The sequence below is a fragment of the Asanoa ferruginea genome, from assembly GCF_003387075.1.
GTDB lineage: Bacteria > Actinomycetota > Actinomycetes > Mycobacteriales > Micromonosporaceae > Asanoa > Asanoa ferruginea.
In genome coordinates, this window is record NZ_QUMQ01000001.1 from 5,798,509 (window position 1) to 5,811,882 (window position 13,374).

The following is a 13,374-nucleotide window of genomic DNA, read 5'->3' on the forward strand; positions in this document are numbered from 1 at the left end:
GATCGATCTCTCTCGGTCGTTTGCCCATTTGGGAGACGGCATGCGCTACCGCATCCTCGGCGCCATCGAGGTGGCCATCCGCGATCGTCCCGTCCCCATCGACCGGCCACGCAGCCGTGCGCTGCTGGGCTATCTCGTGCTCCACGCCGACCAGACGATCTCCTCCGACCGGCTCAGCGACGCGCTCTGGGGCGGCGCCGCTCCGGCCAGTGCCCGGGCGCAGGTGCAGGCCGACGTCTCGGCGATCCGGCGGGCGTTCCGGGCCTCCGGCGCTCCCGACGCGTTGGTCAGCCGGCCTGGCGGCTACGCACTGCACACCGAGGTCGGCCAGTCCGACTACGCCGAGTTCACCGCGCTGGTCGAGGCCGCGCGGCACGGCGACGACCACGAGGAGCGCGTGCGGCTCCTGCGGTCAGCGCTGGCCCTGTGGTCGGGCACGCCGCTGACCGGCGCCACCGCCGCGTTCGTCGAGGGTGCCCAGGCCCGCCTCGAAGAGCAGCACCTGTCCACCTACGAGCGGTTGGCCGAGGCCGAGCTGGCCCTCGGTCACCATGCCGACGTGGTGGCCGACCTGACCAGGGTCGCCGAGCACGCGCCGTTGCGGGAACGGCTGCACGGGCAGCTCATGCTGGCATTGCACCGCTGCGGCCGGCGCGCCGACGCCCTGGCCGTGGCGCGCGACCTGCGCCGCCGGCTCGCCGACCAGCAGGGGCTCGATCCCGATCCGGTGATCGTCGAGCTCGAGCAACGGATCCTGCGGGGTGACGCCGCGCTCGGCGCCCCCGCACCGACCCGGCGCGCGCCGGCACCGTCGGGTGGGCTCGATGCGCTGACCCGGTGGACGGTGCCCAACCAGTTGCCGCCCGACATTCCCGACTTCACCGGCCGCTACGCCGAGGCCGAGACGCTGGAGACGCTGCTGACGAGGGCCCGTGGCGCCCTGCGGGTCGTCGCCATCTCGGGGATGGGGGGAGTGGGCAAGACGGTGCTCGCCGTGCGCGCGGCACACGCCGCGGCATCGTCCTATCCCGACGGTCAGCTTTACGTCAACCTGCGCGGCGCCGAACCGTCCGCTTTGGACCCGGGCGACGTGCTCGGCCGGTTCCTGCGCGCGACCGGCCTCGACAGCCAGGCGGTGCCCGACGACACCGTCGAGCGCGCCGAGCTGTTCCGCAGTCGCCTCAACGGCCGCCGGGTGCTGATCGTGCTCGACAACGCCGCGTCCGAGGAGCAGATCCGGCTCCTGCTACCCGGCACGCCGGGCTGCGCGGTGGTGGTGACGAGCCGGGTCCGCCTCACCGGCGTCGAGGGTGCCCGCTGGGTCGACCTCGACGTCCTCGCACCCGAGGAGGCGGTCCACCTGCTGGCCCAGATCGTCGACGTCGGCGGGTGGCGAAGGAGGCCGGCGACGCGGCGGTGATCGTGCGGCTGTGTGGCCGGCTGCCCCTCGCCGTGCGCATCGCGGGTGCCCGGCTGGCGGCCCGCCCACAGTGGAGTCTCGACCATCTCGTCCGGGTGCTCACCGACGAACGTCAGCGGCTCAACGGGCTGGTCACCGGTGATCTCGGCGTCCGCGCGTCGATCGCGTCGAGCTACCGCGCGCTCGGCGGGGAGGTGGCGCGGCTGTTCCGGCTGCTGGGCACCCTCGACGTCCCCGATTTCGCCGGGTGGGTGGCCGCGGCGGTGCTCGACAGCTCGCTGGACGACGGCGTCGCCGCGCTGGAGGCCCTGGTCGACGCGCACCTGCTCGCGGTCACGCCGGCCACCGCTCCCGGTCAATACCGCTACCGCTTCCACGACCTGGTCCGGCTCTACGCGCGTGAGCGGGCCGAGGCGGAGGAGCTACCCGAGGAGCGGATCACCTCGGTGAGCCGTGCCCTGGGAGCCTGGTTGGGCATGGCGGAGGTGATGTCCGACCAGACGCCGGGGCCGTGCTACGCGCCGATCCGCGGCGCGGCGGCACGCCTGCGGGTCGACCCCGCCGATGTCTCCGATGTGGACCCGGTGGCCTGGTTCGACGCCGAATGCGCGGCGTTGATGCGGGCGGTCAGCCAGGCGTGCGCGCTCGGCCTCGACGAGCTGGCCTACGAGCTGGCCGGCTGCCTGGAACGCTATTTCGACCTCCGCGGCATGTATGCCGAATGGTCGGAGACCAACTCGCGGGTGCTGCGACTGTGCGAGGACACGGGCAACCTGCGCGGGCAGGCCACGATGCTGCGCGGCCTGATCGAGGTGCGCACCTGGAACAACCCGGAGCAAGACGCCGACGCGATGGCCGCGCTGCTGGCCGACGCCACCCGGCTGCGCGACACGTTCGCGGCGGTCGGCGAGGAGCGGGGCGTGGCCGACGCGCTGGTGCTCTGCTCCTGGGCACACACCGCGAAAGGCGGCTATGACCAGGCCAGGGCCGCGGGCACCGAATCGCTGCGGCTCGCGACCTCGACCGGCCATCTGGGCGGGCAGGCACGCGCTCTCGTCGCGCTCGCCCTCGCCGCCGCGGAGACCGGGCAGATCGCCGAGGCCGTCGGGAAACTCGATCAGGCCCTGGTCGCCAGCCGCGAGCTGGGCAACCCGCGCCACGAGGCCACCGTCCTCCAGTTCCTCGGCATCGCACACTGCCAGATCGGCAACACCGACGTCAGCCAACGCCTGCTCGACGCCGCGCTGGCGATCTCCCGCGGCTGCGGCGACCGCTATGCCGAGGTGCTCACCATGCTCGCGCTGGCCCGCCTCGACCTGCGGCGCGGTGACCCGTCGGCCCGCGCCGCCGCGGAGGCCGCGCTGGCGTGGGGCCGGCACTACAACATGCGCCACCACGTCGCCGACGCGCTCTCGATCCTTGGCGAGATCAGCGTCGCGGAGGGCCGGCCCGCGAGCGCGGTGCCCTATCTCGTCGAGTCCGTGGCGATGTGGCGCAAGCGGGGCTGGTTGTCCTTCCTCGCGTCAGCGCTGGTGAGTCTCGGGCTGGCGTTCGCGTCGAGTGACCAGCAGGCCGCCCGGGCGGCGCTCACCGAGGCACGCGAGATCTACACCCAGCTCGGCGACCATCCGACCGCGCTCGCCGTCACCCGACACGTGACCGGCCTGCGCCGCGCGCGGCGAACGGGCACCGACGGCTGAGCCCGTCACTCGCCGTGGCGGGCCTCGTGGTTGGGGTCGGCCGAGGTGGTGCTGTGCGTGGGGCGGCGGGTCAAGACCTGGTGGCCGTCGGCCATGACGGCGACGGTGTGCTCGGAGTGTGCGGTGCGGGAGCCGTCCGCGGAGCGGATCGTCCAGCCGTCCTTGTCATACCTGATCTTGTCGGTGGAGGCGCAGAGCCAGGGCTCGATGGCGATGGTGAGGCCGGGCTCGAGCTTGATGCCGCGGCCGGGGCGGCCGTCGTTGGAGACGTGCGGTGCCTCGTGCATGGTGCGACCGATGCCGTGGCCGCCGAACTCGGCGTTGACGCTGTAGCCGTAGGAGTGTGCGACCTTGCCGATCGCGGCGGAGACGTCGCCGAGCCGGCCGCCGGGCTGCACGGCGGCGATGCCGGCCGCCAGCGCGACCTCGGTGGCCTCGATCAGCTTCAGGTCGGCCGGGTCGGGAGAGCCGACGATGACGGAGAGCGCGGAGTCGGCGGCCCAGCCGTCGATGCTCGCCGCCATGTCGATGCTGAGCAGGTCACCGTCGCGCAGCACATAGTCGTGCGGCAGGCCGTGCAGCACCGCGTCGTTGACCGACAGGCACAGCACGTTGCGGAACGGGCCGCGGCCGAACGACGGTGCGTAGTCCCAGTAGCAGGACTCGGCGCCGCGCTCCTTGATCCGCCGGCGGGCGTGGTGCTCGATGTCCATCAGGTTGACGCCGACCGCGGCGACACCGCGCAGCTCGGCGAGCAGCTCGCCGACGAACTGGCCGGTCACCGCCATCCGGGCGATCTCCTCGGCGGACTTGAGCTCGATCACGACAGCCTCCCTCTCCTACCTGGTATTTTTATACCACGGCAGTTCGAGGCCCATCAGGAGGGATATCCTGCTGGCATGGTTCGCCAACCACTCACCCCCGAACAGATCGCAGCGGGCCAGCGCGTCGGAGCCGCCCTCCGGGCGGCGCGGGCAGGTCGCAGCCTCGTCGAGGTGGCCCTGGCGGCCGGAATTTCCCCCGAGACGCTACGCAAGATCGAGGCGGGCCGCCTGCCGGCACCCGCGTTCGGCACGGTGGTCTGCCTCAGCCAGGCCCTTGACCTCCCGCTCAGCGACCTGGCCGACATCTGGCTGGCCGACCTGCCCATCCGCCAGGCCTCCTAGCGCGCTGCCTCGATCCACGAGACAGGCCCTAACGGCACGCCGTGGCGTAGTCGGCCTTGGCGGCCCGGCGCAGCTCGAAGCGGATGGTCGGGGTGTCCGAGGTGGTGATGCCCGTCCGCGTATCGGTCGAGGTGGTCGAGTGGGAAACGCCCCCCGAATCGATCCGGATCAGCTCGGTGGACACGGTGAGGCCGTCCCGCCCGTCCCAGGTGCCCACGAGCTGGCCCAGGTAGAGGCCGGCCGCGTCACCGGAACGCCGGGCGTGCAACGAGAAGCGGGTGCCCCGGTAGTTCGTGGCGTCGCCGTAGATCTCGTAGGCCTGGCTCTGCCCGCCGGCGCACACCTTGGCGCCGCCGTCGATTTCGGGGCCTTCATCGCCGCCGCCGACCTGGTCGGTCAGGTGCAGAACCATCGTCCGCGTGTCCGCCGAACCGTAGGTGACCTCGCCCTGCCAGTAACCGACCAGGTCGGGTCTCCCCGGCGCGGACCACGGATTCAACAACCAATGCAGCGGGTAGATGACGCCGATCCCGCCCACGAGAAGACAGCCGACGAGAACGAGACGCAGTCCCTTGCGCCGTGATCGCCGCGGACGTTGCTCGATAACCATGAACCCCTCCAAGACGCCCTGACGCTAAGGGCCCGCGATGCACGGGCCGATGAACAGCGGGGCGCGATTGCCAGAAGAGGCGATGTCGATCTTGCTAGGCCGTTCGCTTCCTCGCCGCTTGTGCGGTCCAGCGGCCGTCGCGGTGCCCGACCTCGATGGGGTGGTCGAACGCCGCGGACACGTTGGCGGTGGTGAGCACCGCGCGGGCCGGACCGGCGGCGACGACCCGCCCGGCCCGCAGCAGCAGCGCGTGCGTGGTCGTCGCGGGCAGCTCCTCGAGGTGGTGGGTGACCACGATCGACGCGGTATCCGGATGGGTCTCGTCGAGCAGGTCGATGGTCTCGAGGAGCTGCTCCCGGGCCGCGACGTCGAGCCCCGTCGACGGTTCGTCGAGCAGCAACAGGCGCGGTCGGCTGATGAGGGCACGGGCGATCAGCAGGCGCCCGCGCTCGCCCTGCGACAGGGTCGGCCAGAGCTCGTCGGCCATGCCGGCCAGCCCGAGCGTGTCGAGCAGCGCGTCGGCCTGGTCGAGGTCGTCGCCGCTGGGTTGCCAGCGCGGCGGCAGCTCGACCGATCCGGTCAGCCCGGTCAACACGACGTCGCGGGCGCGCAGCGGCGACCGCAGCGGGTGCCGCGGGTTGACGTGGCCGATCGTCCGGCGCAATGCCTGGAGCTCGACCCGCCCGAGTCGGCTGCCGAGGACGTGGACGGCACCGGTCGTCGGGTGGGTGAGGGCACCGCAGAGGCCGAGGATCGTGCTCTTGCCCGCTCCGTTGGGCCCGAGCAGGGCCCAATGCTCACCGGCGCGCACGGTGAAGGTGACCTGCTGAAGGATCTCCTTGCCCGCACGGCGAAATGTCGCATCCGACAGCTCGATGACCGGTTGTGGGCGGGTCTGGGTCACGGCCATCAGGCGAACGCCCCCTTCAACGCCGTCAGGTGGGCCCGGCTGCGCTCGGCGGCTGCGCGGGGGTCGCGATCGGCGATCGCCTGCACCAGCGCCGCGTGGGCGGCGTGGTCGGCCTCCGGCGCGGCGAGCGGGCGGATCCGCAACAGGTCGACCATCGCCGTGCGCACCCGAGGAACAAAACCATCGAACAATTCCGTGAGTACGGGGTTGTGCGCGGCGACCACCACCAGCCGGTGCAGCGCCATGTCGGCGTCGACATGTTCCTCGCGGGTCTGCCCGTCGGTGATCCTGTTCGCGAGCGCGCGGCGGATGGCGCGCAGGTCCGCCGGCGTACGCCGGTCGGCCGCGAGCCCGGCCGCCTCCGCCTCGATCCCGATCCGGGCTTCGATGACCGAGACGATGGAGGCCCGGCGGAGCACGACGTCCCAGTCTTCGGCGACGTCGAGCGAGGTGACGAACACGCCGGCGCCCTGGCGAGGATCCAGCACGCCCTTGCCGGCGAGCTCCCGGATGGCCTCCCGCACGGTCGACCGGCCGACGCCGAGCTGGGCCGCGAGGGTGGTCTCGCTCGGCAGCTTGTGCCCGAGCGACCACTCGCCGTCGCGGATGCGCCCCAGCAGAAGCTCCGCGGTCTGTGCCGCCAGGGGCCGGCGTTGGACCGTCGCTGTCACGGTTGGCCACGATAGCGCGAAATCCTCAGCTTGTCTGAGGAGTTGTGGCGGCTGTAACAACCTTCGCAACCGTGGGCCGGGCGGAGCGGCAAAATCCACATCCGCTCGACTTGAAACCCGCCCGCGCCGAGTGCAGTTTGTAAAGGTGAGCCGCACCGACCAGGAGGGCGTGTCTTCAGCCATGCCGGCAGCGTTCAACCGATCATGACGTCCCCCACCGACGAGCTGCCGCTGGCGGCCGACTTCCCGGCCGCGACGCACGCCCAGTGGCAGGCGCTCGCCCTCGGCGTCGCACGCAAGCTCGGCCTGGCCGGCGACGACACCGCCGCGGGCGAGGTCGACCACCTGCTGGCCACCACGACCTACGACGGCATCGAGGTGCCCCCGCTGCACACCAGGCCGGCCCGCCCGGCCGCGGTGGGTGCGCCGGGTCTGGCCCCGTTCACCCGGGGCGCCAGCGCCGCCGGCCCGGTCGTGGGCGGCTGGGACATCCGGCAACGGCACGACGACCCCGACCCCGAGGCCACCAACGCGGCGGTGCTCGACGACCTGGAAAACGGCGCCACCTCCGTCTGGCTGCGGGTCGGCGGCTCGGGCATGCCCGCGGCCGGCCTCGCCGCCGCGCTGCGGGGCGTCTATCTCGACCTCGCCGGCGTCGTGCTCGACGCGGGCGCCGAGTTCGGCCCGGCCGCCGACGCCTGGTGGCACCTCGTCGAGTCGAGCGGCGTCGCCCTCGACCAGGTCTCGGGCAACCTCGGCGCGGACCCGATCGGCTGGCGAGCCCGCACCGGCGGCCGCTGCGGCGGCGGCATGGGGCCTACTGCCCGCGACGGCGGCGATAGCGGCCCTGCCGCTCACGAAGACAGCGACGGCAACGCTGGCGACAGCGGCGCTGGCAACGGCAATGGCGCAGGCGCCAACCTGACGGCCGACCTGGCGCTCGCCGCGCGTTGGGCTGCCCGATGTGCCGCGGCCACACCGCGGGTGCGGGCGGTCACCGTCGACGCGACCGTCTATCACGACGCCGGTGGCAGCGACGCGCAGGAGCTTGGCTGCGCCGTGGCGACCGGCGTCGCCTACCTGCGGGCCTTCACCGACGCGGGCCTCGATCTCGCCGACGCGTTCAACCAGCTCGAGTTCCGCTATGCCGTCAACGCCGACCAGTTCCTCGGGATCGCCAAGCTGCGGGCCGCCCGCCGGCTGTGGGCCCGGGTCGCCGAGGCCTGTGGACTGCCCGAAGCCGGCGCACAGCGCCAGCACGCGGTCACGTCCGCGGCGATGATGACCGGGCGGGACCCCTGGGTCAATCTGCTCCGCACGACGCTGGCCGGGTTCGCCGCGAGTGTCGGCGGCGCCCAGGCCGTGACGATCCTGCCGTTCGACCACCGGCTGGGCCGGCCCGACCGGCTCGCCCGGCGGATGGCCCGCAACACCCAGTCGCTGCTGCTCGAAGAGGCCAGCCTGGGCCGGGTCGTCGATCCGGCCGGCGGCTCCTGGTATGTCGAGTCGCTCACCGACGCCCTGGCCGAGCGGGCCTGGGACTGGTTCACCGAGCTGGAACGCGCCGGTGGCATCACCGCCGCCCTCGACGCCGGGTTGGTCGCCGCCCAGCTCGACGCCACCTGGCAGCGCCGCGCCGCCAACCTCGCGCACCGGCGCGATCCGATCACCGGCGTCAGCGAGTTCCCCAACCTGGGCGAGCAGCTACCGACCCGAGCGCCCCGGCCGCCGGAGCCGAGCGGCGGGTTACCCCGGCACCATTACGCCGAGCCGTTTGAGGAGCTGCGGGCCCGGGCTGACGGGGCACGCGTCCTGCTGGCCACGATCGGGCCGGTCGCGCAGCACAGCGCCCGGGCGGGCTTCGCCGCCAACCTCTTCGCCGCCGGCGGGATCGAAACCGTCCGCGCGAGCGACAACTTCAGCGGCCGGGTCGCTTGCATTTGCGGCTCTGACAAGGCGTACGCCGAATCGGTTGTCGATGTTGTGCAAGCCCTGCGCGCGGCCGGTGTGCGAACGATCTGGCTGGCCGGCAAGCCCGCCGACATCCCCGGCGTCGACGGTTACCTCTACGCCGGATGCGACGCGGCCGCTGTGATCCGATCCGTTCTGCACGACCTCGAGGTGTCACAGTGATCCCCGACTTCTCCGCCCTCCGCCTCGAAGGCGACCCCGCGGTCGACCCCGCCGATTGGGCGGCCGCGTTCAAGCAGGAGACCGGCCACGACCCGAGCGAGCTGGTCTGGGCGACACCCGAGACCATCCCGGTCAAGACGCTCTACACGCCGGAAGATCTGGCGGGCCTGGATTTCCTCGACACGATGCCGGGCGTAGCGCCGTACCTCCGCGGCCCTTATCCGACCATGTATGTGACCCAGCCCTGGACGATCCGGCAGTACGCGGGATTCTCGACCGCGGAGGAGTCCAACGCGTTCTACCGGCGCAACCTCGCCGCCGGGCAGAAGGGGCTCTCGGTCGCCTTCGATCTGCCCACGCACCGCGGCTACGACTCCGACCATCCGCGGGTCGCCGGTGACGTCGGCATGGCCGGGGTCGCGATCGACTCCATCTATGACATGCGGCAGCTCTTCGACGGCATCCCGCTCGACAGGATGAGCGTGTCGATGACGATGAACGGGGCCGTGCTGCCGGTGCTGGCGCTCTACGTCGTCGCCGCCGAGGAGCAGGGCGTCGCGCCGGAGCAGCTTTCCGGGACCATCCAGAACGACATCCTCAAAGAGTTCATGGTCCGCAACACCTACATCTATCCACCGGCGCCGTCGATGCGGATCATCTCCGACATCTTCGCTTACACCTCGCAGCGGATGCCGCGGTTCAACTCCATCTCGATCTCCGGCTACCACATCCAGGAGGCCGGTGCGACCGCCGACCTGGAACTGGCCTACACGCTGGCCGACGGCGTCGAATACCTGCGCGCCGGGCGTGACGCGGGCCTCGACGTCGACGCGTTCGCACCGCGGCTCTCGTTCTTCTGGGCGATCGGCATGAACTTCTTCATGGAGGTCGCCAAGCTCCGCGCCGGGCGGCTGCTGTGGGCCAAACTGGTCAAGGAGTTCAACCCCAGCAACCCCAAATCGCTCAGCCTGCGTACGCACTGCCAGACGTCCGGTTGGTCGTTGACCGCGCAGGACGTGTTCAACAACGTGATGCGCACCTGCGTCGAGGCGATGGCCGCCACCCAGGGCCACACCCAGTCGCTGCACACCAACGCGCTCGACGAGGCGCTGGCCCTGCCGACCGACTTCTCCGCGCGGATCGCCCGCAACACCCAGTTGCTGTTGCAGCAGGAGTCCGGCACGACCCGGGCGATCGACCCGTGGGGCGGCAGCTACTACGTCGAACGGTTGACCCACGACCTGGCGGCCCGCGCCTGGGAGCACATCTCCGAGGTCGAAGCCGCCGGCGGGATGGCCCGCGCGATCGACGAGGGCATCCCGAAGCTGCGCGTCGAGGAGGCCGCCGCCCGCACCCAGGCGCGGATCGACTCCGGCCGGCAGCCGGTGATCGGCGTCAACAAATACCGCGTCGACAGCGACGAGCCGATCGAGGTGCTCAAGGTCGACAACCGGGCGGTCCGGGCCAGCCAGATCGAGAAGCTGCGCCGGCTGCGCGCCGAACGCGACGACGACGCCTGCCGGGCCGCGCTGGAGGCTTTGACCCGCGGCGCGGCGGCGGCCGTCGAGGGCACGCGCGGGCCCGGCCTGGAACAGAACCTGCTCGCGCTGGCCATCGACGCCGCCCGCGCCAAGGCGACCGTCGGCGAGATCTCCGATGCGCTGGAAACGGTGTACGGGCGGCACACCGCGCGGATCCGCACCATCTCCGGCGTCTACCGGCAGGAGGCCGGCGAGGTGTCCAACATCGAGAAAGCTCGGGCGGCCGCGGCGGCCTTCGCCGAGGCCGAGGGCCGCCAGCCGCGCATCCTGGTCGCCAAGATGGGCCAGGACGGCCACGACCGCGGCCAGAAGGTGGTCGCGACCGCGTTCGCCGACCTCGGCTTCGACGTCGACGTGGGCCCGCTGTTCTCGACGCCGGCCGAGGTGGCCCGCCAGGCCGTGGAGGCCGACGTGCACGTGGTCGGCGTCAACTCGCTGGCGGCCGGGCACCTGACCCTGGTGCCGGCGCTGCGCGACGAACTCGCCGCCCTCGACCGCCCCGACATCATGATCATTGTCGGTGGCGTCGTGCCGCCACAGGACTACCCGGCACTGCGCGAGGCCGGCGCCGCGGCGATCTACGCACCGGGCACGGTCCTCGCCGACGCCGCGATCGAGCTTCTCGCCGACATGTCCGCCCGCCTCGGCCACCCGCAGGCCGCATGAGCGGCCGCGAGCGCGGTCAGCTCGGTCGCTTGCGGTCTTGCCGGGGCTCGCGAAGCGGGGTCCGGGCGTGAGCGAGCGGAGCGAGCGCGGTCAGCTCGGTCGCTTGCCGTCTTGCCGGGCCTCGCGAAGCGGGGCCCGGGCATGACCGCTCCCGCGGTCGACGTGGAGAAGCTGGCCGCCGGCGTGCGGGCCGGGGCCACCGCATCGGTCGCTCGGGCGATCACCCTGGTCGAGTCGACGCGGCAGGACCATCGGGCTCGCGCCCAGGAGCTGCTGACGCTGCTGATGCCCGACGCCGGTGGCGCGCGGCGGCTCGGTGTCAGCGGCGTGCCCGGCGTCGGGAAGTCCACCTTCATCGACGCGCTCGGTAGCCAGCTCACCGGCGCCGGCCACCGGGTCGCCGTGCTCGCCGTCGACCCCTCGTCGACCCGCAGCGGCGGCAGCATCCTCGGCGACAAGACCCGGATGGCGCGGCTGGCCGTCGACGAGGCCGCGTTCGTCCGCCCGTCGCCGACCGCCGGCACGCTCGGCGGCGTCGCCAACGCCACCCGCGAGGCGATCGTCGTCGTCGAGGCGGCCGGCTATGACGTGGTCATCGTCGAGACGGTCGGCGTCGGCCAGTCCGAGGTCACCGTCGCCGAGATGGTCGACACGTTCCTGTTGCTCACGCTCGCCCGCACCGGCGACCAGCTCCAGGGCATCAAGAAGGGCGTGCTCGAACTCGCCGACGTCATCGCGGTCAACAAGGCCGACGGTCCACATGCGACCGAAGCGGCCAAGGCGGCCCGCGAGCTGTCCTCGGCGCTGCGGCTGCTGAGACAACCCGACGACGCCTGGCAACCGCCCGTGCTCACCTGCAGCGGCCTCGATGGTGACGGCATCGCCGAGCTGTGGGAACAGGTCGGCCGGCACCACGAATGGCTGGCCGCTTCCGGCGACCTCGACCGGCGCCGAGGTGCGCAGCAGGTGGCCTGGATGTGGTCGACGATAAGGGCGCGACTGCTCGACCAACTGCGCCACCACGCCGACGTCGCCACCCTCGCACCCGCCCTGGAAGCCAAGGTCCGCGACGGCGGCCTCACCCCGGCCGCAGCCGCCGACGAGATCCTCGCGGTCTTCACGAAGCCGGGCCACCCTGTCCCATAGCCACCTACCCAGTTACTCCATCGCGTAGGGCGCGAACCGGGACCGGCCCGGATCTGCACGCAGCGACGCTCCGATCGCCGGGAACGCCCGTTGCGGGCACGCCGGGCGTTCGCAGACCTTGCAACCGGGCCCGATCGGTGTTCGGGCGGCGGGGTTGTTGAGGTCGAGACCGTCGGCATAAACCAGCCGCGACGCGTGCCGCAGGTCGCAGCCGAGCCCGATCGCGAAGGCCTGGGTGGGCGAACCGTAGCCGCCGGTGTGCCGGGACACCGTGCGGGCCACCCACAGATATCCCCGCCCGTCCGGCATCTCCGCGAGCTGCGCGCGAATCGTGCCCGGCTCCGCGAACGCGGCGTAGATATTCCACAGTGGACACGAACCGCCCACCTTGGAGAAGTGGAAGTCGGTCGCCGACTGCCGCTTGGAGATGTTGCCCGCACGGTCGACCCGCACGAAGAAGAACGGCACGCCCCGGGCCTGCGGCCGTTGCAGCGTGCTGAGCCGGTGCGCGATGGTCTCGAAACCGACCCGGAACCGCCGCCGCAGCAGGTCGATGTCGTAGCGCAGCTCCTCGGCCGCGTCCCGGAACTGTTGGTAGGGCAGGATCGTCGCGCCGGCGAAATAGCTGGACAGCCCGATCCGGGCCAACTTCCTGGTGTCGTCGTCGACCAAGTCCGCGTCCGCGACGATCCGGTCGATCTCGTCTGCCGCCTCGATGGTGGCCAGGTGGGCCGCGAGCTGGAACGCCCGCTGACCGGGCGACAGCAGGGGCGACAACGACAGCGTCCGGGTCCCCGGGTCGAAGCGGCGCTTGAGCTCGGCGCCGTCCCCCTCCGGCAACTCCTCGACACCGATCCGGTGCCGGTCGGCCAGATAGGCGACCAGCTCGCGCGTGGTCAGGCCGGCCCGGGCGAACAGCGCCTCGGCCGCGGTGTCGAGCAGGTCGAAGTAGTTGCGGTTGGCATAGAACAGATCGCGGACCTCTTCGTACGCCGTCGGTGGTGCGCCAGAAAAGATCTGCCCGGCGATCGACTCGCTGCGCGCCAGTTCGCGACGGTAGCGGCTGTGCAACTCGACGACGAAGCGGGCGACGGCCGGCATCGTGGTGGTCAGCTCGCGCGCCTCGGCGAGAGTGACCGGCTCGCCGGCGCCAGGGTCACCGAAGACGTCGCGCAGTTGCGCCACGAGCCGGTCGGCGGCTTCGGCGGAGAACTCCCGAGGATCGACGCCATACGCCGAAACCAGCCGCAACAGCACCGGGGAGGTCAGCGGCCGCTGATCGGACTCGATCTGGTTGACATAGCTGGCCGAGATACCGAGCGCCCGCGCGAGCGCGGCCTGGGTGAGCGCCCGCTGCTCGCGGAAGCGCCGCAGCCGAACGCCCATCCGCGGTGCCACCGATCGCCCTCCT

At 72.1% G+C, this 13,374-nt stretch carries 10 protein-coding genes and 1 pseudogene; 6 read left to right on the forward strand and 5 right to left on the reverse strand.

The window, feature by feature from the left end; translation table 11 throughout:
- The first annotated feature begins 40 nt into the window (after positions 1 to 40).
- Together DFJ67_RS27180 and DFJ67_RS27185 are read left to right on the forward strand one after the other, a co-directional pair.
- Positions 41 to 1,420, forward strand: coding sequence for an AfsR/SARP family transcriptional regulator (locus tag DFJ67_RS27180; protein WP_170215999.1), 1,380 nt, complete (start codon positions 41 to 43; stop codon positions 1,418 to 1,420).
- The gene (locus tag DFJ67_RS27185; protein ID WP_116070625.1) at positions 1,390 to 3,120 is read left to right on the forward strand and encodes a tetratricopeptide repeat protein; all 1,731 of its coding nucleotides are present in this window, start codon (positions 1,390 to 1,392) and stop codon (positions 3,118 to 3,120) included. Before DFJ67_RS27180 ends, DFJ67_RS27185 begins: the two co-directional genes overlap by 31 nt.
- On the opposite strand, the pseudogene map reads toward DFJ67_RS27185, so the two are convergent.
- A pseudogene (map, locus tag DFJ67_RS27190) lies at positions 3,065 to 3,944 on the reverse strand (type I methionyl aminopeptidase). The gene DFJ67_RS27185 and the pseudogene map overlap by 56 nt on opposite strands.
- A gap of 75 nt (positions 3,945 to 4,019) precedes the next feature.
- Here map and DFJ67_RS27195 point away from each other — a divergent pair.
- Positions 4,020 to 4,286, forward strand: coding sequence for a helix-turn-helix domain-containing protein (locus tag DFJ67_RS27195; protein WP_116070627.1), 267 nt, complete (start codon positions 4,020 to 4,022; stop codon positions 4,284 to 4,286).
- 28 nt (positions 4,287 to 4,314) lie between these two features.
- Here the strand turns inward: DFJ67_RS27195 and DFJ67_RS27200 are convergent, their stop codons facing one another.
- The 3 genes from DFJ67_RS27200 to DFJ67_RS27210 all read right to left on the reverse strand — a co-directional run bounded on the left by DFJ67_RS27200 (position 4,315) and on the right by DFJ67_RS27210 (position 6,477).
- A complete protein-coding gene (locus DFJ67_RS27200; RefSeq protein ID WP_116070628.1) occupies positions 4,315 to 4,824 on the reverse strand; it encodes a hypothetical protein in 510 nt (169 codons plus the stop codon).
- A 166-nt stretch (positions 4,825 to 4,990) separates the two neighbouring features.
- Complete coding sequence (locus DFJ67_RS27205) at positions 4,991 to 5,800, reverse strand: ABC transporter ATP-binding protein (protein ID WP_239097271.1); 810 nt, start codon at positions 5,798 to 5,800, stop codon at positions 4,991 to 4,993.
- 5 nt (positions 5,801 to 5,805) lie between these two features.
- The gene (locus tag DFJ67_RS27210) at positions 5,806 to 6,477 is read right to left on the reverse strand and encodes a FadR/GntR family transcriptional regulator (RefSeq protein WP_239097272.1); all 672 of its coding nucleotides are present in this window, start codon (positions 6,475 to 6,477) and stop codon (positions 5,806 to 5,808) included.
- A 204-nt stretch (positions 6,478 to 6,681) separates the two neighbouring features.
- Between DFJ67_RS27210 and DFJ67_RS27215 the strand changes: the two genes are divergently transcribed.
- The 3 genes from DFJ67_RS27215 to meaB all read left to right on the forward strand — a co-directional run bounded on the left by DFJ67_RS27215 (position 6,682) and on the right by meaB (position 11,963).
- Complete coding sequence (locus DFJ67_RS27215; protein ID WP_116076692.1) at positions 6,682 to 8,610, forward strand: methylmalonyl-CoA mutase family protein; 1,929 nt, start codon at positions 6,682 to 6,684, stop codon at positions 8,608 to 8,610.
- The gene (gene scpA, locus DFJ67_RS27220) at positions 8,553 to 10,817 is read left to right on the forward strand and encodes a methylmalonyl-CoA mutase (protein ID WP_116070630.1); all 2,265 of its coding nucleotides are present in this window, start codon (positions 8,553 to 8,555) and stop codon (positions 10,815 to 10,817) included. The genes DFJ67_RS27215 and scpA overlap by 58 nt, the downstream gene beginning before the upstream one ends.
- A 141-nt stretch (positions 10,818 to 10,958) precedes the next feature.
- The gene (gene meaB / locus DFJ67_RS27225; protein ID WP_116070631.1) at positions 10,959 to 11,963 is read left to right on the forward strand and encodes a methylmalonyl Co-A mutase-associated GTPase MeaB; all 1,005 of its coding nucleotides are present in this window, start codon (positions 10,959 to 10,961) and stop codon (positions 11,961 to 11,963) included.
- Between the two features lie 12 nt (positions 11,964 to 11,975).
- On the opposite strand, the gene DFJ67_RS27230 is transcribed toward meaB, so the two are convergent.
- Entirely contained in the window at positions 11,976 to 13,361 is a 1,386-nt protein-coding gene (locus tag DFJ67_RS27230; RefSeq protein ID WP_239097274.1) for a short-chain fatty acyl-CoA regulator family protein, read from the reverse strand.
- Positions 13,362 to 13,374 lie beyond the last annotated feature (13 nt).

What these genes read in the sequence shown, in the direction of transcription:
- meaB (WP_116070631.1), top strand. Translation starts at nt 10,959, where the DNA reads ATGACCGCTCCCGCGGTCGACGTGGAGAAGCTGGCCGCCGGCGTGCGG.
- DFJ67_RS27195 (WP_116070627.1), top strand. Translation starts at nt 4,020, where the DNA reads ATGGTTCGCCAACCACTCACCCCCGAACAGATCGCAGCGGGCCAGCGC.
- DFJ67_RS27180 (WP_170215999.1), top strand. Translation starts at nt 41, where the DNA reads ATGCGCTACCGCATCCTCGGCGCCATCGAGGTGGCCATCCGCGATCGT.
- scpA (WP_116070630.1), top strand. Translation starts at nt 8,553, where the DNA reads ATGCGACGCGGCCGCTGTGATCCGATCCGTTCTGCACGACCTCGAGGT.
- DFJ67_RS27215 (WP_116076692.1), top strand. Translation starts at nt 6,682, where the DNA reads ATGACGTCCCCCACCGACGAGCTGCCGCTGGCGGCCGACTTCCCGGCC.